The sequence below is a fragment of the Streptomyces sp. AC555_RSS877 genome (genome assembly GCF_019049245.1).
Lineage (GTDB): Bacteria > Actinomycetota > Actinomycetes > Streptomycetales > Streptomycetaceae > Streptomyces.
This window is the reverse complement of the sequence record NZ_JAGMUK010000004.1, coordinates 59,658-83,974: the sequence shown is the minus strand read 5'-3', so window position 1 is coordinate 83,974 and position 24,317 is coordinate 59,658. Positions and strand designations below refer to the sequence as shown.

Genomic DNA, 24,317 nt, shown 5'->3' with positions numbered 1-24,317 from the left:
GTGCTTTCCAGGTTCCCGCTCTCGCGTTTCCCTTTCCGGCGGTTCCGACTCTATCAGATCCTTTCGGGCCTGACTCCCAGTCAGAGGGGGTTGTCCTCGCGGCCGCTCGGGCCGTTCCGACGAGTGAGACTTTAGCGGATTCCCTGCTCCCGACGCTAATCGAGGGCTGCGTCCTTTCGAACGCGGATTCCTCATTTCGCGAATACGCACGCCAATGGCGCGACGGCAGAACACTGTCGTCGAGGTTGGCTGGTACTTGCGGAATGGCTGTCCGGGGACCGACCGGGGTCGGCGCTCACGGCGGACAACTCGGAGAACAGTACGGAGCGGCTCGGGGTGTGTCAACTTCGGTCCGTGCGGTGCCCTGCACGCGTACTCTTGGTCCATGACTACGCGTACGTGCACCCAGCTGTGGTGGGCCGCCTGACGGCGGCCGTGCTCACGTATGCACTCAACGGCCGCCGCCTCGGCGGCCGTTTTCGTTTCTCCCTCCAGAGCTCCAGAGGGTCGGCCGGCCGGGACGGCGGTCTCGACCAGGAGGTGGAGAGATGACGCGGGTCTTCAGCGGGGTCAAGCCGACCGGGCATCTGACGCTGGGGAACTACCTCGGGGCCATGCGGCGGTGGGCCGCCGTCGATCAGCACCAGGCCGATGCGCTGTTCTGCATCGTCGATCTGCACGCGCTGACCGTGGACCACGATCCGGCGCGGGTGCGCCGGCTGAGCAGGCAGGCGGCGACGTTGCTGCTGGCGACGGGACTTGATCCGGAGCTGTGCACCGTCTTCGTACAGAGTCATGTGGATGAACACGCGCGGCTGTCGTACCTGCTGGAGTGCGTGGCCACGGACGGCGAGATGCGGCGGATGATCCAGTACAGGGAGAAGGCCGGGCGCGAGCGGGAGCGGGGCGGGAGTGTGCGGCTGTCGCTGCTGACGTATCCCGTGCTGATGGCGGCGGACATCCTGGCGTACGGGACCGACGAGGTGCCGGTCGGGGACGATCAGACTCAGCACGTGGAGCTGGCGCGGGATCTGGCGGTGCGGTTCAACCAGCGGTACGGGCACACTTTCTTGGTGCCCCGGGCCACACATCCGGTGGTGGCGACACGGGTGATGAACCTGCAGGAGCCGACGTCGAAGATGGGGAAGAGCGACGACGTCGGGCCGGGGATCGTCTATCTGCTGGACGAGCCGGCAGCCGTGCGGAAGAAGGTGCTGCGGGCTGTTACCGACAGCGGGCAGGAGGTCGTGTACGACCGGGAGGCGCGGCCGGGGGTGGCCAACCTGTTGGAGATCCTCGCGGCCTGTACGGATGGGAACCCATCGGACCTGAGCGGTGTATATGAGTCGTACGGCGCTTTGAAGAAGGACACCGCGGAGGCGGTGGTCGAGGTTCTCAGGCCTGTGCAGGAGAGGCACCAGGAGTTGTGCGCTGATCCTGGTTATGTGGAGGGGGTGCTGCGGGATGGGGCCGAGAGGGCCAGGGGCATGGCGCGGCCGATCGTCGATGAGGCGTATCGGGCGATCGGGCTGTTGCCTGCGGTCGCGGCTGCTGCGAAGACGGTAATGGGGGCGGCCGTCGGCGGGTGAGGGGCTTGCGGCCCCCTAGGCGGGGGCCGCGCGGCGTCAGCTGTTGCCGGAGGCCAGTTCGCGGCTGCGGTCGCGGGCGGCTTCGAGGGCAGCGATGAGTGCGGCTCGTACGCCGTGGTTCTCGAGTTCGCGGATGGCGTTGATGGTCGTGCCCGCGGGGGAGGTGACGTTCTCGCGGAGCTTGACCGGGTGTTCGCCGCTGTCGCGGAGCATGGTGGCGGCGCCGATCGCGGACTGGACGATCAGGTCGTGGGCCTTGTCGCGGGGCAGGCCGAGGAGGATGCCGGCGTCCGTCATGGCTTCGACCAGGTAGAAGAAGTACGCCGGGCCGGAGCCGGAGAGGGCCGTGCAGGCGTCCTGCTGGGATTCGGGGACGCGGAGTGTCTTGCCGACGGCGCCGAAGATCTCCTCGGTGTGGGCGAGGTGGTCGGCGGTGGCGTGGGTGCCGGCGGAGATGACGGACATGGCCTCGTCGACGAGGGCGGGGGTGTTCGTCATGACGCGGACGACCGGGGTGCCCGGGGCGAGGCGCTCCTCGAAGAAGGAGGTGGGGATGCCCGCGGCGCCGCTGATGACCAGGCGGTCGGCGGGGACGTGGGGGGCGAGTTCGTCGAGGAGGGTGCCCATGTCCTGCGGCTTGACCGTGAGGATCAGGGTGTCGGCGGTCTTGGCGGCCTCCGGGTTGGTGACCGGGGCGACTCCGTAGCGGGTGCGGAGTTCTTCGGCTCGCTCGGGGCGGCGGGCGGTGACCAGGAGGTCGGCCGGGGCCCAGCCGGCGCGGATCATTCCGCTGAGCAGGGCTTCGCCGATCTTGCCGGTGCCGAGGACTGCGACTTTCTGGGTCATGGCTGGGGTGCCCTCCGGGGGTGCGTCGTCCGGGGTTCATCCTCGCATCGGGGGTGGGGGTGTGGCTCGGCTGTCCGGAAGGCGGACGTGTCGGTGGCCTCCTCGCCTTCGCGCCGGTCCGGGTTGGGTGGGTCATGCGGTGCGGCGGCGCAGGGTGGCCGCGCCCAGGCCGAGGACCAGCAGTGCGCAGCCCGCGACGATCAGTGCGTCGCGTACGAAGGCGGCCGTCATGTCGGTGTGGTGGAGGACCTCGTTCATGCCGTCGACGGCGTAGGACATGGGGAGGACGTCGGAAATGGCCTCCAGCACGGGGTGCATGTTGTCCCGGGGAGTGAAGAGGCCGCAGAGGAGGAGTTGGGGGAAGATCACCGCCGGCATGAACTGGACCGCCTGGAATTCGGAGGCGGCGAAGGCCGAGACGAAGAGGCCGAGGGCGGTGCCGAGCAGGGCGTCGAGGAGGGCGACGAGAAGGAGAAGCCAGGGGCTGCCGGTGACGTCCAGGTCGAGGAACCAGACGGCGAGGCCGGTGGCGAGGGTGGACTGGATGATCGCGAGGGCGCCGAAGGCGAGGGCGTAGCCGGCGATGAGGTCGCCTTTGCCGAGGGGCATGGCGAGGAGGCGTTCGAGCGTGCCGGAGGTGCGTTCGCGCAGGGTGGCGATGGAGGTGACCAGGAACATCGTGATCAGCGGAAAGATCCCGAGGAGGGAGGCGCCGATGCTGTTGAAGGTGCGCGGGCTGCCGTCGAAGACGTAGCGGAGCAGGAACAGCATCACGCAGGGGATGAGGATCAGCATCGCGATCGTTCGCGGGTCGTGGCGGAGCTGGCGCAGTACACGGGTCGCGGTGGAGATGGTGCGGGAGGAGTTCAGGGCGGCGGGGGCGATGGGGTGCGCCGGGCTGGTCGTCGTGGTCATCGGGTCGTCTCCTTCCGGCGGCCGGCTTCGACGGCCTCGTCGACGAGGTGGAGGAAGGCCGCCTCGACCGTGTCGGAGTGGGTGCGGGTGCGGAGGGCGTCCGGGGTGTTGTCGGCGAGGATCTCGCCCTCGCGCATCAGGAGGAGGCGGTGGCAGCGCTCGGCCTCGTCCATGACGTGGGAGGAGATCAGCAAGGTCGCTCCTCGCTGTGCGGCGATGTCGTGGAAGAGGTTCCACAGGTCGCGGCGGAGGACGGGGTCGAGGCCGACGGTCGGTTCGTCGAGGACCAGGAGTTCGGGCGTGCCGAGGAGGGCAACCGCGAGGGAGACGCGGCTGCGTTGGCCGCCGGAGAGGTTGCCGGCGAGGGCGTCGGCGTGGCTGGTGAGATCGACGTCGGCGATCGCGCGGGTGACGTTCTCGTGGCGGCGGTCGGCTGATGCGCGGCCGGGGGCGAGGACCGCGGCGAAGTAGTCGAGGTTCTGGTGGACGGTCAGGTCGTCGTAGACGGAGGGGGCTTGGGTGACGTAGCCGATGCGGGTGCGGAGGGAGGGGTGGCCGGCGGGGTTGCCCAGGACGTCGAGGGTGCCGGTGACTTTGGCCTGGGTGCCGACGATCGCCCGCATGAGGGTGGACTTGCCGCATCCGGAGGGTCCCAGCAGGCCGGTGATCTGGCCGCGCGGGACGGTGAAGTCGAGGCCGCGCAGGACGGTGCGGGGGCCTCGGACGACGGTGAGTTCTTCGGCGCGGACGGCCGGTGCGTCGGCGTTCATGGATGGAGTGTGGGCGCTGACGGACGGGGTGTCGCCTTCGGAGGTCGTTCCCACGCCTGGTGGCTCGGGATTTATATTCATCACACGATGAATATTCCTCCCGTAAGCGGTGAGCCGTCAAGTGGGGTGCGGGCCTAATGCATGTGGTGGCGCAGGCGCGCGGAGGCGTGAGCGGGGGCAGGTGGATCCGGTCGCGCGCCCTTGGATGCACCGGATGACCACGGGAAGCGGATGCGCGATCAACTCGGCGTCCCGACAATGGGTTTCAGTGCGAGGTCATATGCCGAGCAGCTACGTCGGCCGCGCCCTCCTCCCGGTCCCGCGGCCCGCGCATCTCCGTCCCCCTTCTTCTGCCGCTGATCAGCGGAGGTGCTGTTGTGATGCGCCGTGGCGTAGGCAAGGCCGATCTGTTCGCGTCCGTCGTGGTGTTTCTCGTGGCGTTGCCCTTGTGCGTGGGGATCGCCATCGCCTCCGGTGTGCCTGCCGAGCTGGGACTGGTCACCGGGATCGTCGGCGGGCTGGTCGCCGGGGCGTTGCCCGGCAGTCGTCTGCAGGTGAGCGGGCCGGCGGCGGGGTTGACCGTGCTCGTGTACGAGGCCGTTCAGAGGTATGGCCTCGAAGTGCTCGGGGTGCTGGTGCTGGGGGCCGGGCTGGTGCAGGTCGGGCTCGGCGTGCTGCGGCTCGGGCGGTGGTTCCGGGCCGTGTCCGCGGCCGTCGTGCAGGGGATGCTCGCCGGGATCGGGCTCGTGCTGGTCGCCGCTCAGGTCTACGCGCTGGGTGACGCTTCGGCCCCGGCGAGCGGGCTCGGGAAACTTGCCGGGCTGGTGGCGCTGCCGGGGCGGGTGAATCCGGTGGCGTTGTCAGTGGGGGCTGCCACCATGGCCGTATTGCTCCTGTGGCCGCGGTGGCGACCGGGGGCGCGGGTGGTGCCCGCACCGCTGGTGGCGGTGGCGCTGGCGGCCTTGGTGACCTGGGTGTTCGACCTGGAGGTGCGGCGGGTCGAGGTGCGGGGGGTGGTCGATGCCGTGCGGGTGCCGGAGGGAGCGGATTTCGGGCGGCTGATGGAAGTGGGGGTGATCGGGACCGTCGTCGCGTTCGCGTTGATCGCGTCCGCGGAGTCGTTGTTCAGCGCGGCGGCCGTGGACCGGCTGCAGTCGGGGGCGCGGACGGACTACGACCGGGAGTTGATCGCGCAGGGGGCGGGAAACACCGTGTGCGGGGTGCTGGGGGCGCTGCCGCTGACCGCGGTGATCGTGCGGAGCGCGGCGAACGTACAGGCGGGGGCGCGGACGCGGGCCTCCCGGGTGCTGCACGGGGTCTGGCTGCTGGTGTTCACCGTGCTGTTGCCCGGGGTGCTGGGGGTGATTCCGGTGGCCGCGCTTGCCGGGCTGTTGGTGCTCGCGGGCTGCAGGCTCGTGCCGGTGCGGGACGTGCGGCTGTTGTGGCGCGGGCATCCGGGCGAGGCGGCCGTGCTGGGAGTGACGGCCGTGGCGATCATGGTCGGGAATCTGTGCGAGGGGGTGCTGGTGGGCCTGGCGCTGGCCGTGGCGAAGACGGCGTGGGACATCAGCCATGTCCACGTGGAGACCGAGGACCGGGGCGAGGCCGGGATCGTCGTACGGGTGCAGGGGCATGCGACGTTCCTGCGGTTGCCGAAGCTGCTGGACGCGTTGGAGGCGTTGCCGCGGGACCGCGAGGTGCGGCTGGAGTTGGGCGGGTTGCGGCACCTGGACCACGCGTGCGCGGCGGCCCTGGAGGGGTGGGCCGCCGGGCGCGGGGAGGAGCCGGTGGGAAGCGGGAAGGAGGTGTCGTAGGTCTGGTTGCGGTGTCTTCGTGGAGTCGGCCGCGCGGGGGGCCGGGGTGTGGGGTGGTGGGGTCAGGGGTTCGTGGCCAGGAGCAGGATCACGTCGTAGACCTCCTCGACGATCCCGTCCGGGAAGGCCTTCGTCAGATGGTTCCGCTCCTCGGCGAGGAAGGCTGCGCTCGTCTCCTCGCTCTGGACCAGGAGGACCGAGTGGCTGCCGAGGTTGGCGAGATGAGTGTCGATGGGGACGCGGCGGCTCCAGCGGACCTCGCGGCGGGCGAAGTCGAGGCGGCCGGTGGGGTCGACGACCTGCGCGTTGACCGCCCTCTTCTCGGCGGGGACGTTCACGCCGAAGTAGCGGCCCGTGCGGTCCGCGGCCTCGGCGATCCACGGCACGTCGAGGGCGTCGGTGTTCCACCACAGGGCGAGCGCGCCGCCCGGGCGCAGGACGCGTATGGCTTCCGGGACGGCCTGGGCGGGGTCGGTCCAGTGCCAGGCCTGGGCGTAGGTGAGGAAGTCGGCGGAGGAGGTGGCCAGGGGGAGGGTGTTGCCGTCGCCCCGGATGATCGGGATGCCGGGGTGGGCGCGGCGGAACTGGGCCGCCATGCCGTCGCCGGGCTCCACGGCGACCACGTCTGCGCCTCGGGCGTGCAGGAGAGCGGTCGCGATACCGGTGCCTGCCCCGATGTCGGCGACGCGGGCGCCGGTGAGGAGGTGGCCTGCCAGGTCTTCCATCGCGTCGAAGAGGGCGGGCGGGTACGAGGGGCGGTTGGCGGCGTACTGGGCTGCGGCAGCGTTGAAGGACTGGGCTCGGCTGGTGCGGGAGGAAGCCGTCATGAGGCCATGGTGGCCGACCGTGGGGGCGGGGTGCGGTGAGTTTTCGGTGAGAGGCGGGCGACTCCGAGGCATGGGCGGGAGCTCGCGCGAGACGCCGGGGGCAGGGGCCGGCACGCCGTCCCCGGGGCACCCCGAGCCGCGGTCTCGGCTCTCTCTGCGTCGGCTGATCCGAAGGACGCGGCCTAGTTGCGGCGGCGCTTCTTCGAGGGGTTGCCGGCGCGGCGGGTCGTGCGCTTCTCGTGTTTCTTCAGGGCCGTCTCGTACTCCTCACGGTGGAGTTTCTCGCCGGGGGCCTCGGTGAGGGAGCGGAAGAAGTAGGCGAGGAGGGAGCCGACGAAGCCGATGGCCAGGAGGCCGCGGAGGGAGGCCTGGCGGTCGAGGTCGGGGCGCCTGGCGAAGCCGTCCCAGGTGTGGCGGAAGGCGAGGGCGCTGCAGATGGCGAACATCGCGACGACGAGGACGGTCACGAAGCTGCCGGTGTCGGCGAGCTGGAGGCCTTCGTAGGCGAAGCGGAGGACCAGGCAGGAGACGGTCGCGGCGGCCAGGGAGCCGATGGAGGCGGCGATGCGGCGGAGGGCGTAGCCGTTGTCGTGGTCGACCCAGGTGGTGCCGAAGAGGCGGAGGGGTTCGGGGTGGGGAGTGCCTGGGGAGCCCGCGGACGGGGTGCCTTGTTCGTCGCTCACCCGTTGATTATGGCTCCGGGTCGGCCGCGGGCTCCGGCGGGGCGGGCACGGCCGCGGCGGCAGGCGCCGCGGCCGTCGTCACCCTGGTGGGATCAGGAGCAACGCGGTCGGATGTAGCCGTCGCTGCCGGTGTCCACGTAGGAGTCCGAGACGTACTGGCCGTTGTCGATGTTGTCCCAGATGTTCGTGGTGCCGTAGGGGCCCGAGACCGTCGTACCCGGGGACTGGCAGAAGATCGGGACCTTGGCTCCCTCGGCCAGGACACGGACGACGGTGTAGTTGGTGCCGGGACCGCTGCGGACGTTCAGGCGGACGCCCGGGGCGACCGAGTAGTAGCGCAGCGCCGTGGTCGTGGCGGCCGCCGTGACGGTGGCCGCCGCCATGGTGACGGCTTCCGCCGCCTCCCCGCCCTCTGCCACTTCGATGCCGTCGACAGACATGAAAAGACCTCCCCCGTTCGACCCCATGACTGCCATGGGGCCCCGTTGATTCCCTGGAAACGCGCCACGAAACACACGTTCACGACTCGCACGGAGAAGCTAGCAAGCCGCCTCTGTCTCGCACGAGTCATCGACTAGGCTCCGTGCGTCGCGCGCGCGAACGGACAGCACGGGGGTGGTCGCATGGCGCCACAGCGCAACACGGGGGCGGGCGCGGAAGCGGAACTTCCCGAGTACGCCGGTCACTACCGCCTGGAGTCGTGTCTGGGCTCCGGCGGCATGGGCGTCGTGCACCTCGCGCGGAGCACCTCGGGGATGAAGCTCGCGGTGAAGGTCGTCCACGCCGAGTTCGCCAAGGACCCCGAGTTCAGGGGGCGGTTCCGGCAGGAGGTGGCTGCCGCGCGGAAGGTCAGCGGGGCGTTCACCGCGTCCGTCGTCGATGCCGACTCGGAGGCCGAGCGCCCCTGGATGGCCACCTTGTTCATCCCGGGGCCGACCCTGTCCGAGCACGTGAAGCGGAACGGGGCCATGAGCCCTGCCCAGTTGCGCCGGCTGATGGCCGGGCTGGCCGAGGCGCTGCGTGACATCCATCGGGTCGGCGTGGTGCACCGGGATCTCAAGCCGAGCAACGTGCTGCTCGCCGAGGACGGTCCGAAGGTCATCGACTTCGGCATTTCCCGGCCAAAGGACAGCGAACTGCGGACGGAGACCGGGAAGTTGATCGGGACGCCACCGTTCATGGCGCCCGAGCAGTTTCGCCGGCCGCGGGAGGTCGGGCCCGCCGCCGACCTCTTCGCGCTCGGGTCCGTGATGGTGCACGCGGCCACGGGCCGGGGGCCGTTCGACTCCGACAGTCCGTATGTCGTCGCCTACCAGGTCGTTCATGACGAGCCGGACCTGACCGGCGTACCGGAGACTCTGGCGCCGCTCGTGCTGCGGTGTCTCGCCAAGGAGCCGGAGGACCGGCCCACGCCCGACGAGTTGATGCGGGAACTGCGGTCGGTGGCGGCGTCGTACGACACGCAGACGTTCATACCGGCGCAGCGGACGGAGGGCCCGCCGACGCCGGAGCCACGCGTGGAGAAGCCCGCACCGCGGCCCCCGAGACGCCGGGGCAGGTGGGCGGCACTGGGAGCCGGGGCGTTGGGCCTCGCCGCGATCGTCGCCCTGACCTCGGTCCAACTGCTCGACGGCAACGACGCGGCGGCGCGGGGCAGCAGCACGCCACGCTCCACGTCGGCCGCGTTCAGGCCGTGGGAGACGGCGGCGCCCGGCAAGGGAACACCCCAATGCACGTACGGGGCGGGGAAGTTGCTCTGCGGGCAGAACGGTCTGGTCTTCGCCCTCGATCCGTCCGACGGCCGCCTGCTGTGGCGGCGTGCCGTCACCGAGGCGCGCGAGGGGCGGCCCGTCGTGTCGGGTGGACTCGTCCAGCCCGCGCTGGACCGCGGCCGGCGCCTGACGGCGCTCGATCCGGGTTCGGGCAAGGCGCGTTGGCAGCAGGCCATGCCCGCGTACAGCGGGCTGGAGCCCGTGGGCGGCATGCTCCTGCTCACCGGCGCCGACGGCACGGTCACCGGTGTGGACGGCGCTTCGGGCGACACGAAGTGGAACCGCCGGATACCCGGGCACCAGGCGCCGTACTTCGCCTCGTTCGCCGGAGATCGGCTGGCGTACGTCACGAGTGCCTCCGACGACGGGACGAGCACGCGCGTCACCGCGGTCGACCCGGAGACGGGTGACGTGCGGTGGGACAAGCGGCTGAAGGGGTCGCTGGAGCTCGTCGGCACGTCGGGCGGATCGGTCTTCCTCGTCGCCGTCGACCTGGTCTACGGGGACGCGAGTGGCGTGGTCCGCTACAGCCCGGAGGACGGGACCGCGCGGCGGGTGCCTCTGGCCGTACCGCTGGAACGGGCGCAGGGCACCGTACGCGGGAACCTCGTGTACCTCATGGGGGTCGGCGGGTCGCTGGTGGCCGTCGACATGGCCGCCCAGAAGCAGCGGTGGAGCCTGGAGACAGGCGTGAGCCGGGGCTCCGCTCCGGTCGCCGACGGACGGCACGTGTACGTCACCGCGCCCGACGGGCGGCTGCTCGCGGTGGACGGTGCGGACGGCGGGCTTCTCGGGCAGACGCCTCCGCGGCTCGACACCCACGCGGACCGGATCGCCGGCGCGCTGCCCACCCCCGTGACCGCCGACGGCCATGTCTACGCGAGCGCCCCCGACGGCACGGTCTTCGCCGTTGCCGCGAACCATCCGGCCGCCTGGTAGCGACGAAGAAGGGGCCGCCTCCGAGGAGACGGCCCCTGAGAACGAAACCTCAGCCGAGCATGCTCACGTCGCGCACCGCGCCCTTGTCCGCGCTGGTGGCCATCGCCGCGTAGGCACGCAGCGCGGCCGACACCTTGCGCTCGCGGTTCTTGGGGGCGTAGACGCCGCCCAGGGCCTGCTCACGGCGGGCCAGCTCGGTCTCGTCGACCAGCAGCTCGATCGTGCGGTTCGGGATGTCGATGCGGATGCGGTCGCCGTTCTCGACGAGGGCGATCGTGCCGCCGGACGCCGCCTCCGGGGAGGCGTGGCCGATGGACAGGCCCGAGGTGCCGCCGGAGAAGCGGCCGTCGGTGATCAGGGCGCAGGTCTTGCCGAGGCCGCGGCCCTTGAGGAAGGAGGTCGGGTAGAGCATCTCCTGCATGCCGGGGCCGCCCTTGGGGCCCTCGTAGCGGATGACGACGACGTCGCCGTCCGTCACCTGCTTGTTGAGGATCTTCTCCACGGCTTCTTCCTGCGACTCGCAGACCACCGCGGGGCCCTCGAACGTCCAGATCGACTCGTCGACGCCGGCCGTCTTCACCACGCAGCCGTCGACCGCGAGGTTGCCCCTGAGGACCGCGAGGCCGCCGTCCTTGGAGTACGCGTGCTCGGCCGAGCGGATGCAGCCGCCCTCGGCGTCCTCGTCCAGCGCCTCCCAGCGCTCGGACTGGGAGAAGGCCTCGGCGGAGCGGACGCAGCCGGGCGCCGCGTGCCACAGTTCCAGGGCCTCGGGGGACGGCGAGCCGGCGCGGACGTCCCACGTCTTGAGCCAGTCCGACAGGGACGGGCTGTGGACGGAGTGCACGCCCTCGTTGAGCAGGCCCGCGCGGTGCAGTTCGCCGAGGAGGGCGGGGATGCCGCCGGCGCGGTGCACGTCCTCCATGTAGTACGTGCGGTCCTTCGCGACGTTCGGGGCGACCTTGGCGAGGCAGGGCACGCGGCGCGAGACCTCGTTGATCTCCTCCAGGCCGAAGGGGACGCCCGCCTCCTGGGCCGCCGCCAGCAGGTGCAGGATCGTGTTGGTGGAGCCGCCCATGGCGATGTCCAGGGCCATCGCGTTCTCGAAGGCCTCGAGGGTGGCGATGTTGCGGGGCAGGACCGTCTCGTCGTCCTGCTCGTAGTAACGCCGGGTGATGTCCATGACCGTGCGCGCGGCGTCGACGTACAGCTGCTTGCGGGCGGTGTGGGTGGCCAGGACCGAGCCGTTGCCCGGCAGGGACAGCCCGATCGCCTCGGTCAGGCAGTTCATGGAGTTGGCGGTGAACATGCCGGAACAGCTGCCGCATGTGGGACAGGCGTTCTCCTCGATACGGAGGATGTCCTCGTCCGAGATCTTGTCGTTCACCGCGTCGGAGATCGCGTCGACCAGGTCGAGCGTGCGGACCGTGCCGTCGACCAGGGTCGCGCGGCCGGACTCCATCGGGCCGCCGGAGACGAAGACCGTCGGGATGTTCAGCCGCAGGGCGGCGTTCAGCATGCCCGGCGTGATCTTGTCGCAGTTGGAGATGCAGACCATGGCGTCCGCGCAGTGCGCCTCGACCATGTACTCCACGCTGTCCGCGATCAGGTCGCGGGAGGGGAGGCTGTAGAGCATCCCTCCGTGCCCCATCGCGATGCCGTCGTCCACGGCGATGGTGTTGAACTCGCGCGGGATGCCGCCGGCGGCGACGATCGCCTCGCTGACGATCCGGCCGACCGGCTGCAGGTGGGTGTGGCCGGGGACGAACTCCGTGAAGCTGTTCGCGACCGCGATGATCGGCTTGCGGCCGATGTCCGCACCGGGTACACCGGAGGCGCGCATAAGGGCGCGTGCGCCCGCCATGTTGCGGCCGTGGGTGACTGTGCGGGACCTCAGCTCGGGCATCGTCGCTCGCTCCTTCAGGGGACTGCGGGGACTGCGATCAGAGACTTCTGACTGATAACGAGCGTACGCCGGTCATCCAGGGGGCGGACAGGTTGTCCGGAATGCGGGATGCGCGTCTCACACTTCCCGCGGACCGGTCAGGTGCCCCTGCACCACCGGCGCCACCCGGGCGATGATCGTCTCCACGTCCGCCGACGCCAGCGGCTCCACCTTGATCACGTACCGCAGCATGGCGATGCCGACCAGCTGCGCGGCCGCCAGCTCGGCGCGCAGTTCCGCGTCGGGGGCGCCGACCTCGCCCGCGATACGGGACACCAGCTGCGTGGAGACCAGCCGGCGGAAGACGGTGGCCGCGGTGTCGTTGTTCACCGCCGACCGGACGATCGCCAGGAGCGGGATCCTGGTGACCGGGGCCTCCCAGAGACCGAAGAACACGCGGGTCAGGCGCTCGCCCACGGCGTCGAGCGTGCCGTCGAAGACCGCGTCGCGGGCCGTGAGAACAGGGGCGAGGGCGACCTCGATGGCCGCCTCGAAGACCTGCTCCTTGGTGCCGAAGTAGTGGTGGACCAGGGCCGAGTCGACCCCGGCCGCCTTCGCGATGCCCCGCACGGACGTCTTCTCGTAGCCCCGCTCGGAGAACTCCTCGCGGGCCACGGTCAGGATGCGGTCGCGGGTGCCGGCCGCTTCCGTGCGACGGGGGCGGCCCCGCTTCCGGGCGGTGACGTCGCTCACCGCCGGGGCACCTTCGCCGCCGAGGCCAGGTGCAGGCGCGTGAAGGCCAGGGCCTCGGCGAGGTCGGCGTCACGTTCGGCGCTGGACATGGCCCGCCGGGTGTTGACCTCGATGACGACATGGCCGTCGAAGCCGGTCAGGGCGAGACGGTCCAGCACCTCGGCGCAGGGCTGGGTGCCGCGGCCCGGGACGAGGTGCTCGTCCTTGGCGGAGCCCCGGCCGTCCGCGAGGTGGACGTGACCGAGCCGGTCGCCCATGCGGTCGATCATCTGGAGGGCGTCGGAACGGGCCGTCGCCGTGTGACTGAGATCGATCGTGAAGTGACGGTAGTCCTCCTTCGTCACGTCCCAGTCGGGCGCGTAGGCGAGCATCTCGCGGTCACGGTAGCGCCAGGGGTACATGTTCTCGACGGCGAACCGTACGTCCGTCTCGTTCGCCATGCGCCAGATCCCGGTGACGAAGTCCCGGGCGTACTGGCGCTGCCAGCGGAACGGCGGGTGCACGACGACGGTGCTCGCGCCGAGCTTCTCGGCGGCCGCCTGGGCGCGCTGGAGTTTGGTCCACGGGTCGGTGGACCACACGCGCTGGGTGATGAGCAGACAGGGGGCGTGCACCGCCAGGATCGGGATCCGGTGGTAGTCGCTGAGTCTGCGCAGCGCCTCGATGTCCTGGCTGACGGGGTCGGTCCACACCATGACCTCGACGCCGTCGTACCCGAGGCGCGCGGCGATCTCGAAGGCGGTCGCCGTCGACTCCGGGTAGACGGAGGCCGTGGACAGGGCGACCTTCGCATCCGGAACGCGTACGACTGGCTCTGCCATGGGGGACAGATTACGGGGTGCGGCTGGGTGGGTGCGGGGTGGCTCTTGGCCGTTGTGGCGTTCGCCATACGACGGGTGCGGGTTCGTCGTGGCCGTCGCGCACCGCGTGGCCCGTCGCGGCACTGGGCCGGTACCGCCCCGCGCCCCAAGGGGCGCTACACGGAGCCCATGTGATCCAGCCGCCGCAGGATCACGCCCTCCCGCAGCGCCCACGGACAGATCTCCACGCTCTCCACACCGAACAGGTCCATCGCCCCCTCCGCCACCAGCGCGCCCGCGAGGAGCTGGTTCGCGCGGCCCTCGGAGACTCCGGGGAGGTCGGCCCGCTCGGCGGTCGTCATGCCGGCGAGCCGGGGGACCCAGGCCTCCAGGGACTCGCGCTTCAGCTCGCGCTGGACGTACAGGCCCTCCGTGGAGCGGGCGGCGCCGGCGAGGCGGGCCAGCTGCTTGAAGGTCTTGGACGTGGCGACGACATGGTGGGGGGCGCCGAGGCGGGTGAACTCGCCGACGGTGCGGGCTATCTGGGCGCGGACGTGGCGTCGTAGGGCCCTTATCGCCTCGGCGTCCGGGGGGTCGCCGGGGAGCCAGCCCGCGGTGAGGCGGCCCGCGCCGAGGGGCAGGGAGACGGCGGCGTCGGGTTCCTCGTCCATGCCGTACGCGATCTCCAGGGAGCCGCCGCCGATGTCGAGGACGAGGAGCTTGCCCACGGACCAGCCGAACCAGCGGCGCGCGGCGAGGAAGGTGAGCCGGGCCTCCTCGGCTCCGCTGAGGACCTGGAGTTCCACGCCGGTTTCGTCCTGCACGCGCGCGAGGACGTCGTCGGCGTTGCTGGCCTCGCGCACCGCGGAGGTCGCGAACGGCAGCAGGTCCTCGACGCCCTTGTCCTCGGCGGCCTGGAGCGCCTCGTGGACGACCCCTATGAGCTTGTCGACGCCTTCGGGGCCGATCGCTCCGTCCTCGTCGAGGAGTTGGGCAAGGCGCAGCTCCGCCTTGTGCGAGTGCGCCGGCAGCGGGTGCGCCCCGGGGTGCGCGTCCACCACCAGCAGATGCACCGTGTTGGATCCCACGTCGAGGACTCCGAGTCTCATGTAGGGCACGCTACTGCCAGCCGCGGCGGGCGTTGTTGCCGGAGCCGTGCTGGAAGCCGTCCATGTGGCTGGCCCTGAACCGGCTTCGGGCGACTTACTCTGGACGGGTGCCAAAGACGAAAAAGGCGAAGACCGACAAGACGGCCAAAACAGCCAAGGGTTCTTCGCAGGCGAAAGCACCGAAGAAGTCGAAGCAGGCCCCGGCAGGCGACGAGAAGGGGCTCGACTTCGCCCGCGCATGGGTGGAATTCCCTGATCCGGCGGACGACGAGCAGGTCTTCCGCTGCGATCTGACATGGCTGACCTCCCGTTGGAACTGCATCTTCGGCAGTGGCTGTCAGGGCATCCAGGCGGGCCGCGCGGACGACGGGTGCTGCACCTTGGGTGCCCACTTCTCCGACGAGGACGACGAGAAGCGGGTCGCCGAGCATGTGGCCAGGCTCACGCCGGAGATCTGGCAGTACCACGACGAGGGCACACGCAACGGCTGGATCTCCGAGGACGAGGACGGCGACCGCCAGACCCGCCCCTTCCAGGGCTCCTGCATCTTCCAGAACCGGCCGGGGTTCGCCGGCGGCGCGGGCTGCTCGCTGCACATCCTCGCCCTGAAGGAGGACCGCGAGCCGCTGGAGACCAAGCCGGACGTCTGCTGGCAGCTGCCGGTGCGGCGGACGTACGAGTGGATCGACCGGCCCGACGACACGCGCGTGCTCCAGGTGTCGATCGGTGAGTACGACCGCCGGGGCTGGGGCCCGGGCGGCCACGACCTGCACTGGTGGTGCACGTCGGCGACCTCGGCGCACGGCGCGGGCGACCCGGTGTACGTCTCCTACCGGCCCGAGCTGGTCGAGCTGATGGGCAAGGCGGGCTACGACCGCCTGGTCGAGCTGTGCGAGGAGCGGCTGGCCGCGCAGCTGCCGCTGCTGGCGCCGCATCCGGCGGACCCTGTCGGCTGACAAGGCTCGAGACCCTTACGGCCTACGACGTGGCCGGGCTCGGGTCGCCGCCGCCGGGCGGTGGTGTCGGATCCCCGGGGCCGGTCGAGGTGGAGTCGGTGGGCGTGGGCTGCGGGTCGGGTGACGAGGGCGGGTCGCTCGGGGCGGGGTCCGAGGGGGCCGGGTTCGTCGGGGTCGGGTCGGGCTCGGGCGGGGGCGGGTCGCTGGGATGGCCGGGGTCGTGGCCGTGTCCCGGGTCGGGACCGGGGCCGGAGGGGCCGGGTGCCGTGCCGTAGCCCTCGATGGCGACGACGGCACCGGCCGGTGAGACCGCCACGCGCGCGCTCCAGTACCCGGACGGCTCGCGCAGATGGTCGACGTACACCTTGATCGTCAACGATTCGCCCGGTGCGAGCGTTCCCGCCGACTGACTGAGGTAGAGCCAGGAGGCTCGCGTGGCCGCGGACCAGCGCACCGGCGCGGAGCCGGTCGCGGTGAGGGTGACCAGCGTGGTGTCGCCGCTGTTGTCGGCGACCACCTCCAGGTGCCCGGCGCCCTTCTTGCCCACGCCCACGACGCTGATGACCTCCACGGACACGTCGGGCTTGTCACCGTCGGTGAAGCGGCCGCCGGGGCGGGTGCTGGCGTTGCCGGCGTTCTCGTAGCCGCCGGTCGCCGACTCTCCGTCGAGGCTGTCCGGCCCGTGCGCCTCGCTGGCGCTGGCGATGCCGCCGCCCGGTCCCTCGCCCGTGGGAGCGCCTCGGTAGGCGGCCCAGAGGGCGAGCACGGGGGCGGCCACGACGGTGGCGACGACGGTCGTCGTGACGGCACGCGCGCGTAGCCGGTCTCTTCGGGCGGCCCGGTCCTTGGGGTCCATCGGGAAGCCACGCCGGTCGAAGCGGGGCGCGGCGGAGCCCCGCGCGCGCGGGAGGTGCGCCAGGACCATGTGCAGGGCCGCGCGGGGGGCCTCCAGGACGGGCAGCTCGGCGGGGGTGACGGCGGCGCCGGGCCAGCGGCCGGGGACCGCGCGCTCGGCCGTACGACGGCAGCGCGGGCAGTCGTCGACGTGCCGGACGAGCTCGCGGCGCACGGCGGCGCTGAGCACCAGCTGGTTGTCGCCGGTGAGCCGGGCCACGCCGGGGCAGCCGCCGGTCTCGACGACGGCGAGGGCCGCGCGCGTGCGCTCGACCTCGCAGGCGGCGGAGGCGAGCAGTTCGCGGGCGGCGGCCAGGTCCATGCCGAGGACGGCGGCGACCTCCTGGGCGGCGAGATGGTGGCGTACCGCGAGTTCGAGCGCCTCGCGCTGTTCCGGGGTGGTGCCGGCGGCCTCCGGCCAGGCGAGCTGGGCCAGTTCGCGCCGGCGCTGCTCCTGCGTCCCGTCGGGGACCGGCGGGGTGGCGGACGGGTGGCGCTCGGCGCCGGCGCGGCCCGCCGCGTGCGTGCTCTGACGTTTCTGCTTGGCCTCGGACAGCTTGCGCAGACAGGCCCAGCGGGCCAGCGCGTACAGCCAGGCCCGGCGGTCGCCGGCCGCGTCCGGGCCGCGGCGCTTGTCGGCGAGCGCGAGGACGTCGCCCAGAGCGGCGGTCGCGGAGTCGTGGTCGCACAGCACGGACAGGCAGTAGGTGAACAGGCCGTCGAGGTAGGGCTCGTAGCGCGCGTGCGGGCGCTGCGCCGGCGTGCGCGCCGCCGCGCCGTCGCGTGCCTCCCGGTGCGACCGGTGTGCGCCGGTGGTGCGGGTCGAGGTCTCCGGACTGCTGCTCATCACCCGTGGACCGTAGGGGGCCGGAGTTGGCCCCTTCGGTACCCTTGAGCACTTTTAATCCGTACGGGTGAAACGATCCCTCAATAGGGGACAGGAACGTCTCGTTCCGTGGCTCGATCCCGAGCGGAGTGGCCGGTTCCGGCGGGTGCACGCGGCCAGGGAGCGGGCAGTCCGGGGTGCCTCCGGCGGCCGCCGCCCGCGTTGTCAGTGGCGGCGGTTACGGTTCGTCCATGGCTGCCCGTACGAAGTCCGCCAAGGAGCGCCCGTCCTACCGCTGCACCGAGTGCGGCTGGCAGACGGCCAAGTGGCTCGGCCGCTGCCCCGAGTGCCAGGCCTGGGGGACGGTCGAGGAGTACGGCACGCCCGCGGTGCGTACGACGGCCCCGGGCCGCGTCACGACCTCCGCCGTGCCCATCGGCCAGGTCGACGGCCGGCAGGCCACCGCCCGCTCCACCGGCGTGCCCGAGCTGGACCGGGTGCTCGGCGGCGGTCTGGTGCCCGGCGCGGTGGTCCTGGTCGCGGGCGAGCCCGGCGTCGGCAAGTCCACGCTGCTCCTCGACGTGGCGGCCAAGTCGGCGAGCGACGAGCACCGCACCCTCTATGTGACCGGCGAGGAGTCGGCGAGCCAGGTCCGGCTGCGCGCCGACCGCATCAAGGCCATCGACGACCACCTGTACCTCGCGGCCGAGACCGATCTGTCCGCGGTGCTCGGTCACTTGGACGCGGTGAAGCCGTCCCTGCTGATCCTCGACTCCGTGCAGACCGTCGCCTCCCCGGAGATCGACGGCGCCCCCGGCGGCATGTCCCAGGTGCGCGAGGTGGCGGGCGCCCTGATCCGCGTCTCCAAGGAGCGTGGCATGGCCACGCTCCTTGTGGGACATGTCACCAAGGACGGCGCCATCGCGGGCCCGCGCCTGCTGGAGCACCTCGTGGACGTGGTGCTGAGCTTCGAGGGCGACCGGCACGCGCGCCTGCGTCTCGTGCGAGGCGTCAAGAACCGCTACGGCACCACGGACGAGGTCGGCTGCTTCGAGCTGCACGACGAGGGCATCACCGGCCTCGCCGACCCGAGCGGCCTGTTCCTGACCCGCCGGGCCGAGCCGGTGCCCGGCACCTGCCTGACCGTCACCCTGGAGGGCCGCCGGCCCCTGGTCGCCGAGGTCCAGGCACTCACCGTCGACTCCCAGATCCCCTCCCCCAGGCGGACCACCTCGGGCCTGGAGACCTCCCGCGTCTCGATGATGCTGGCCGTCCTGGAACAGCGCGGCCGGATCAGCGCCCTGGGCAAGAGAGACATCTACTCCGCGACGGTCGGCGGTGTGAAGTTGTCGGAGCCCGCCGCGGACCTCGCCATCGCCCTCGCCCTGGCCTCCGCGGCCAGCGACACCCCCCTGCCCAAGAACCTCGTCGCGATCGGCGAAGTCGGCCTTGCGGGCGAGGTCAGACGGGTCACGGGCGTGCAGCGCCGGCTCTCCGAAGCACACCGTCTGGGCTTCACGCACGCGCTCGTTCCGGGCGATCCGGGCAAGATCCCGCCCGGCATGAAGGTGCTGGAGGTAGCGGACATAGGGGACGCCCTGAGGGTCCTTCCGCGCTCACGTCGGCGAGAGGCCCCACGGGACGAGGAGGACCGCCGGTAGACTTTGCCCAGGTCTCGCCCGTCCGTACGAACCAAGTGTGCGAAACGGGAGCGCCCCAGAACCTGCGACCGGAGGAGTGCAGTGGCAGCCAACGACCGGGCAGCAGCTCCCGGAAAGTCCGGCGGGAGTTCCGGCGCCGATGGCCTCATGCGCGCCTCACTGAGCGCTGTGGCTCCCGGCACTCCCCTGCGCGACGGCCTTGAGCGGGTCCTGCGCGGCAACACCGGCGGTCTCATGGTGCTCGGCTCCGACAAGACCGTCGAATCGATGTGTACGGGCGGTTTCGTCCTGGATGTCGAGTTCACGGCGACGCGCCTGCGGGAGCTGTGCAAGCTCGACGGCGGCATCGTGCTGTCCTCCGACCTGTCGAAGATCCTCCGGGCGGGTGTCCAGCTGCTGCCCGACCCGACGATCCCCACCGAGGAGACGGGCACCCGGCACCGCACCGCGGACCGCGTGAGCAAGCAGGTCGGCTTCCCGGTCGTCTCGGTCTCCCAGTCGATGCGTCTCATCGCCCTGTACGTCGACGGCCAGCGCCGCGTCCTGGAGGACTCGGCGGCGATCCTGTCCCGCGCCAACCAGGCCCTGGCGACCCTGGAGCGCTACAAGCTCCGCCTCGACGAGGTCGCGGGCACGCTGTCCGCGCTCGAGATCGAGGACCTGGTGACCGTCCGGGACGTCTCGGCCGTGGCCCAGCGTCTGGAGATGGTCCGCCGCATTGCCACCGAGATCGCCGAGTACGTGGTCGAGCTCGGCACCGACGGACGGCTCCTCGCCCTGCAGCTGGACGAGTTGATCGCCGGCGTGGAGCCCGAGCGCGAGCTGGTCGTCCGCGACTACGTCCCGGAACCCACCGCGAAACGCTCCCGCACGGTCGAGGAGGCGCTGTACGAACTCGACGCCCTCAGCCACGCCGAACTGCTCGAACTGACCACGGTGGCGCGGGCACTGGGCTACACGGGATCTCCTGAGGCACTGGACTCGGCGGTGTCGCCGCGGGGCTTCCGGCTGCTGGCGAAGGTACCGAGGCTCCCGGGCGCGATCATCGACCGGCTGGTGGAGCACTTCGGCGGCCTGCAGAAACTGCTCGCGGCGAGCGTGGACGACCTGCAGACGGTGGACGGGGTCGGCGAGGCACGGGCGCGGAGCGTGCGCGAGGGTCTTTCCCGGCTGGCGGAGTCGTCGATCCTGGAGCGGTACGTCTAACCCGCCCAGCCGCGCCGCCCAGCAGGTTCACTCCGCCCGTACGGACCGCCCGGCCAGGCAGTTCACCGCGCCCCGGCCGCGCGGCCCAGCAGGTCTAGTCGGCTTCCAGTACGAAGGACGCCTGCGCCGTACCGAACCCCGGTGTCTTCGCCTCCACCAGATACGTGCCGGCCCCGGCCGACCCCGCGGGAGGCGTCGCGCACCGCGAAGCACTCGGCTTGCGGTCCCACTTCACGGTGTACGTGATGGCGGCGTCGGCGGGCGCCCGGAAGACCAGGCTGCCGGAGACCTTGGGGCAGTCGGCGGAGGACCAGTACGCGTCCTCGCTGCCCGCCTGAGTGATCGTCACCACCGCGTTCTTCGGCCCGAGATCGACCTTGCAGTCGCCGGCGGAGGAGTTCGTCGCGGTGAGCAGCAGCGTGGGCGTCTGACCGGGCTCGTACGCGTTGTGCAGGCTGCGCACGCTCAACTTCACTGCGCTGGCGGTGCAGTTGGGCAGTGCGGAGCCCGCCGGGAGCGCGTCTCCGCTGCCGACCCCGGCGCCCGTACCGCCACCGGCCGTCCCGCCGACGGAGCCCGCCGACCCACCCGCGCCACCGGAACCGGAAGCGGAACCGGCGCCCTCGGCCGACCCGGAACCGCTCCCCGAGCCGTCACCGGAGCCGCCGTCCGACCCGGATCCGCTGGAGTCACCGCCGCTCGAATCGTCCCGCCCGCCCGGCGCTTGGCTGATCGCGGGCCCGGATCCGGACGGCCCCGGCGTGATGGTCGAGGGTGAGGGATTCTTGCCGTTGGATCCGTCGGCACCGTTGTTGCCGCCCCCGCCGCCCGAGGACACGATCCAGGCGATCAGCAGCGCCAACAAGGCCATCACGGACAGCAGTACGGCCCTCCGACGCCAGTAGATGGTGGAGGGAAGCGGCCCGACCGGATTGCGCAGAGATCCCACGGCGCAAACTGTACGAGAGATCGGCGCCTTCGCTGGCCTCACCCGCCGCCAGGGTCGACAACTTTTCCGGATCATCATCCCGGAACCGGCCGCTCCGCCCCTGTCGTTCGTCAGGTGCGGCACCCGACGATCGCAAGCTGTGACGGTATCGGCCCGCCGCCTACCGTCCGTGACCATGGATTTCGAGGACACCGAGCTCTACCGCGACATCACCGATGCCGCCCATGACACCCCTACGTGGGTACAGCACACCGTCGAGATCTGGACGGAGGCCGGGATCCTGCTCTTCGCCGCCCTGTTCGCGGCGGCATGGTGGCGGGCCCGGCGCGGCGCCCCCCACGCGTTCGCGATCGCGGCCCTTGCACCTCTGGCCACGGCTATGGCGTATCTGTGCAGTGAGGTGCTGAAATCCGGCTTCGCCGAGGAACGTCCGTGCCGGGCGGTCACCGACGCGGCCCCCTCCCTCGCCGTCTGCCCGCCGCCCGGCGACTGGTCCTTCCCCAGCAACCACGCCACGATCGCGGGCGCCGCGGCCGTCACCCTGGCCCTGGTCCGGCGCACGGCCCTGTGGCTGACGGCCCCGCTCGCCCTCCTGATGGCCTCCTCCCGCGTCTTCGTCGGCGTGCACTACCCGCACGACGTGGCCGCGGGGCTCGCCCTCGGAGCGGCCGTCGCGTTCGCGGTCGTACGGCTGTGCAGCAGCCCGGCGGCTCGGCTGGCCGAGGCCATGCGCGCACCCACGGCGCCCGCCGCCGCACGCTGGTTCACCGGCCCGGGCTCACCCCGCGCCCACACCGCGTCGTACGGCCTGCGCCGCTGATCCTCACGACGCCACCAGCCCCGCCTCGTACGCGACGATCGCCGCCTGCACCCGGTTGCGCACCCCGAGCCGGTCGAGGACCGAGCTCACGTACGCCTTCACCGTGCCCTCGACGAGGTGCAGCCGGGCGGCGATCTCCGGGTTGGACAGGCCCACGCCGACGAGGCCGAGGACCTCGCGCTCGCGTGGGCTGAGCTCCTGCACGCGCGCGCGTGCGGCGGCCTCGCGTCCCAGGCGGCCACCGCCGCCCCCGAGGCCGTCGATGACGTACCGGGCGACCTTCGGCGACAGGAACGCGCCCCCGGCCGCCACCGCCCGTACGCCCGCGATCAGTTCGTAGGGATCCCCGGACTTGAGCAGGAAGCCGGTGGCGCCGCCGCCGAGTGCGCGGGCGACGTAGGCCTGTTCGGAGAAGGTGGTGAGCATGGCGACGGCGGTGCCGGGGACGGTCCGCAGGATCTCCTCCGCCGCGGCGAGTCCGTCCAGGCGGGGCATGCGGATGTCGAGCAGGGCCACATCCGGTCGGTGCGCGCGGGCCAGTTCGACCGCCTCGCGCCCGTCGCCCGCCTCGGCGACGACCTCGGTCCCGCCGCCGCTCCCCAGGATCGCCTTCACGCCCGCGCGGACCATCGCCTCGTCGTCGGCCAGCAGGATCCGGATCACCGTACGAACTCCTCATGTGTGTCGGCAGGTGTGTCGGCTTGCAGACCTGCCCGGGGAACCACGTCCTTGGCGACCAGGCGCCCTTCGTCGTCGAAGCACAGCCGGAAGTGGTCGACGGAGACAAGGAGTTCGCCGCTCGCGCGGTAGTAGCGGCAGTCGGCGTGCTTCGGGGGCGCGGGGGCGCGTTCGACGGGGGCGTCGCGGGCGGTGCGGTCCGGCAGCGCCGGCGCGATCTCGGCGACCGAGGCTCCCAGCGCGAGCCTCGCGTACGCGGCGGGCTGCAGGACCGAGTGCGACTCCGTGTACGCGTACCAGGCGAAGGCCCCGCCGACGAGCGCGACGCCCGCACAGGCGGCGGCACCGATGGCGACGGCGACGCGGCGGCGGGCGCGGGTGAAGGGGGCCGAGGGCGCGGCGGTACGCGCCGCCCCGGGCGTCGGCTGTTCGGGGACGTACGCCCGGACCCGGAAGCCGTCGCCGTGCGGGCCCGCCTCGAAGTCACCCCCGGACGCGGTGACCGCCGCACGCAGGCCGAGCAGGCCGGATCCGCCGATGGACGGGGAACCGGGCCGCGTGGCCCGCCCGTTGGTGATCGTGACGGTCGTGCCGCCCGCCTCCCCCGCCGCCGCGACGGTCACCGGTGCGCCCGGCGCGTGCCGGGCCGCGTTGGTCAGCGCCTCGCGCACCACCCGGTGCAGGATGCGTTCGGCGACCGAACCCGGCTGTCCGGCCGTACCGGACCCGGCCGGCTGCCAGCACACCGGCAGGCCCGACTCGGCCGCGCGGGCGACGAGTTGCTCGACGCTCTCGCCGGGCGGGGACAGCGGCACCGGCTCGTCGTCCTCGCGCAGGACGCCGATGATCCGGTGCAGCCGGTCCGTGGCGTCGGCGGCGGCCGCGCGCAGGTCGGCCGCGGCGGCCCGGTGCCCCTCGGGCAGGTCGGGGGCGACCTGGAGGGCCCCCGCGCGCAGGGCGATCAGGCTCAGCTCGTGGCCGAGCGAGTCGTGCATGTCCTGGGCGATCCGGGCCCGTTCGCGCAGCCGCGCCCGCTCCTCGGCACCGCGCTGCTCGTCCTCCAGGCGGGCGGCGCGTGTCCAGCCGGCCCGGGCCAGTTCGCGGCTCTGCCGCCAGTAGCGTCCGCCGAGCCATGGGAAGACGCAGCCGAACAGCAGTGTGCCCGTCAGGACCACCCACTGCGCCGCCGGGTCGACGCCGACGAGTGCGACCTTCGCGGTGCCGGCGCCGCCGACGGCGGCGAAGAGCGCGGCCGCCGGGAGCACCCGGGGCGACCGCAGGCCGAGCAGCAGGGCGAGAACGCCCAGGGCGGGGCCGTAGGAGACGGTGAACAGGGCGGGGGCGGCGAACAGGCTCAGTACGGCCGTCAAGCCGAAGGCCACGCCGGGCTGTCGTCGGGCCGACGCGACCGCCGCCGCGAGCACGCCCAGACCGGCGAGCTGCGGCCAGAAGGCGCGCGGCTCGTTCAGCCCCAGGGGGTCCGCGGTGAGCGCGGGCAGCGCGAGGGCGGCCCACAGGAGGCAGGCCCTCCAGAGGTGAGGACGTTCCATCCGCCCGACGCTACAAGCGGCCGTCGGGGCCGCGCTGCTGTCGATCGTCAGGTCCTGTCGCTCCCAGGGGTGGCGGTA

21 protein-coding genes are annotated in these 24,317 nt (G+C 72.0%); 7 read left to right on the top strand and 14 right to left on the bottom strand.

Annotated elements, in window-relative coordinates:
* Positions 1-548 precede the first annotated feature (548 nt).
* Positions 549-1,589 (top strand): tryptophan--tRNA ligase, encoded by a 1,041-nt coding sequence (gene trpS, locus KUM49_RS02895; protein ID WP_217235055.1) that lies wholly within the window; start codon positions 549-551, stop codon positions 1,587-1,589.
* Between the two features lie 36 nt (positions 1,590-1,625).
* On the opposite strand, the gene proC is transcribed toward trpS, so the two are convergent.
* The 3 genes from proC to KUM49_RS02880 all read right to left on the bottom strand — a co-directional run bounded on the left by proC (position 1,626) and on the right by KUM49_RS02880 (position 4,204).
* Positions 1,626-2,435 carry a pyrroline-5-carboxylate reductase gene (gene proC, locus KUM49_RS02890; RefSeq protein ID WP_217235054.1) on the bottom strand — a complete coding sequence of 270 codons (810 nt, stop codon included), beginning with the start codon at positions 2,433-2,435 and terminating at the stop codon, positions 1,626-1,628.
* A gap of 132 nt (positions 2,436-2,567) precedes the next feature.
* Complete coding sequence (locus KUM49_RS02885; protein WP_217235053.1) at positions 2,568-3,350, bottom strand: ABC transporter permease; 783 nt, start codon at positions 3,348-3,350, stop codon at positions 2,568-2,570.
* On the bottom strand, positions 3,347-4,204 hold the full coding sequence (locus KUM49_RS02880) for an ABC transporter ATP-binding protein (RefSeq protein ID WP_374200124.1): 858 nt from the start codon (positions 4,202-4,204) through the stop codon (positions 3,347-3,349). The genes KUM49_RS02885 and KUM49_RS02880 overlap by 4 nt, the downstream gene beginning before the upstream one ends.
* 296 nt (positions 4,205-4,500) lie before the next feature.
* On the opposite strand from KUM49_RS02880, the gene KUM49_RS02875 reads away from it, so the two are divergent.
* The gene (locus KUM49_RS02875) at positions 4,501-5,934 is read left to right on the top strand and encodes a SulP family inorganic anion transporter (protein WP_217235051.1); all 1,434 of its coding nucleotides are present in this window, start codon (positions 4,501-4,503) and stop codon (positions 5,932-5,934) included.
* A gap of 62 nt (positions 5,935-5,996) precedes the next feature.
* Here KUM49_RS02875 and KUM49_RS02870 read toward each other — a convergent pair whose 3' ends face one another.
* The 3 genes from KUM49_RS02870 to KUM49_RS02860 all read right to left on the bottom strand — a co-directional run bounded on the left by KUM49_RS02870 (position 5,997) and on the right by KUM49_RS02860 (position 7,884).
* A complete protein-coding gene (locus KUM49_RS02870) occupies positions 5,997-6,761 on the bottom strand; it encodes a class I SAM-dependent methyltransferase (protein ID WP_217235050.1) in 765 nt (254 codons plus the stop codon).
* Positions 6,762-6,943: 182 nt separating this feature from the next.
* On the bottom strand, positions 6,944-7,444 hold the full coding sequence (locus KUM49_RS02865) for an EamA/RhaT family transporter (RefSeq protein WP_217235049.1): 501 nt from the start codon (positions 7,442-7,444) through the stop codon (positions 6,944-6,946).
* Positions 7,445-7,536: 92 nt separating this feature from the next.
* Positions 7,537-7,884: an SH3 domain-containing protein gene (locus KUM49_RS02860; RefSeq protein WP_217235048.1), complete on the bottom strand. Its 348-nt coding sequence runs from the start codon at positions 7,882-7,884 to the stop codon at positions 7,537-7,539.
* A 183-nt stretch (positions 7,885-8,067) separates the two neighbouring features.
* Here KUM49_RS02860 and KUM49_RS02855 point away from each other — a divergent pair, with 183 nt between their 5' ends.
* Positions 8,068-10,155, top strand: a complete 2,088-nt coding sequence (locus KUM49_RS02855; protein WP_217235047.1) for a serine/threonine-protein kinase — start codon at positions 8,068-8,070, stop codon at positions 10,153-10,155.
* A gap of 49 nt (positions 10,156-10,204) precedes the next feature.
* Here the strand turns inward: KUM49_RS02855 and ilvD are convergent, their stop codons facing one another.
* From ilvD to KUM49_RS02835, 4 genes are all read right to left on the bottom strand, one after another.
* Positions 10,205-12,058 carry a dihydroxy-acid dehydratase gene (gene ilvD, locus KUM49_RS02850; RefSeq protein WP_217235046.1) on the bottom strand — a complete coding sequence of 618 codons (1,854 nt, stop codon included), beginning with the start codon at positions 12,056-12,058 and terminating at the stop codon, positions 10,205-10,207.
* Positions 12,059-12,175: 117 nt separating this feature from the next.
* Positions 12,176-12,790 carry a TetR family transcriptional regulator gene (locus KUM49_RS02845; RefSeq protein ID WP_217235045.1) on the bottom strand — a complete coding sequence of 205 codons (615 nt, stop codon included), beginning with the start codon at positions 12,788-12,790 and terminating at the stop codon, positions 12,176-12,178.
* A complete protein-coding gene (locus KUM49_RS02840) occupies positions 12,787-13,611 on the bottom strand; it encodes a sugar phosphate isomerase/epimerase (RefSeq protein WP_217235044.1) in 825 nt (274 codons plus the stop codon). Before KUM49_RS02840 ends, KUM49_RS02845 begins: the two co-directional genes overlap by 4 nt.
* 155 nt (positions 13,612-13,766) lie before the next feature.
* The gene (locus tag KUM49_RS02835) at positions 13,767-14,699 is read right to left on the bottom strand and encodes a Ppx/GppA phosphatase family protein (protein ID WP_217235043.1); all 933 of its coding nucleotides are present in this window, start codon (positions 14,697-14,699) and stop codon (positions 13,767-13,769) included.
* A gap of 107 nt (positions 14,700-14,806) precedes the next feature.
* On the opposite strand from KUM49_RS02835, the gene KUM49_RS02830 reads away from it, so the two are divergent.
* The gene (locus KUM49_RS02830) at positions 14,807-15,655 is read left to right on the top strand and encodes a hypothetical protein (protein ID WP_217235042.1); all 849 of its coding nucleotides are present in this window, start codon (positions 14,807-14,809) and stop codon (positions 15,653-15,655) included.
* Positions 15,656-15,677: 22 nt separating this feature from the next.
* Here KUM49_RS02830 and KUM49_RS02825 read toward each other — a convergent pair whose 3' ends face one another.
* A complete protein-coding gene (locus KUM49_RS02825) occupies positions 15,678-17,399 on the bottom strand; it encodes a hypothetical protein (protein WP_217235041.1) in 1,722 nt (573 codons plus the stop codon).
* A 227-nt stretch (positions 17,400-17,626) separates the two neighbouring features.
* Here KUM49_RS02825 and radA point away from each other — a divergent pair, with 227 nt between their 5' ends.
* Both radA and disA read left to right on the top strand, forming a co-directional pair.
* Positions 17,627-19,036 (top strand): DNA repair protein RadA, encoded by a 1,410-nt coding sequence (gene radA / locus KUM49_RS02820; RefSeq protein WP_217235040.1) that lies wholly within the window; start codon positions 17,627-17,629, stop codon positions 19,034-19,036.
* A gap of 81 nt (positions 19,037-19,117) precedes the next feature.
* The gene (gene disA / locus KUM49_RS02815) at positions 19,118-20,242 is read left to right on the top strand and encodes a DNA integrity scanning diadenylate cyclase DisA (protein ID WP_217235039.1); all 1,125 of its coding nucleotides are present in this window, start codon (positions 19,118-19,120) and stop codon (positions 20,240-20,242) included.
* Positions 20,243-20,336: 94 nt separating this feature from the next.
* Here the strand turns inward: disA and KUM49_RS02810 are convergent, their stop codons facing one another.
* A complete protein-coding gene (locus tag KUM49_RS02810; protein WP_217235038.1) occupies positions 20,337-21,191 on the bottom strand; it encodes a hypothetical protein in 855 nt (284 codons plus the stop codon).
* A gap of 175 nt (positions 21,192-21,366) precedes the next feature.
* On the opposite strand from KUM49_RS02810, the gene KUM49_RS02805 reads away from it, so the two are divergent.
* Positions 21,367-22,011 (top strand): phosphatase PAP2 family protein, encoded by a 645-nt coding sequence (locus tag KUM49_RS02805; protein ID WP_217235037.1) that lies wholly within the window; start codon positions 21,367-21,369, stop codon positions 22,009-22,011.
* A gap of 3 nt (positions 22,012-22,014) precedes the next feature.
* Here the strand turns inward: KUM49_RS02805 and KUM49_RS02800 are convergent, their stop codons facing one another.
* On the bottom strand, positions 22,015-22,674 hold the full coding sequence (locus KUM49_RS02800; RefSeq protein WP_217235036.1) for a response regulator transcription factor: 660 nt from the start codon (positions 22,672-22,674) through the stop codon (positions 22,015-22,017).
* Positions 22,671-24,239, bottom strand: a complete 1,569-nt coding sequence (locus KUM49_RS02795) for a sensor histidine kinase (protein WP_217235035.1) — start codon at positions 24,237-24,239, stop codon at positions 22,671-22,673. Before KUM49_RS02795 ends, KUM49_RS02800 begins: the two co-directional genes overlap by 4 nt.
* Positions 24,240-24,317 lie beyond the last annotated feature (78 nt).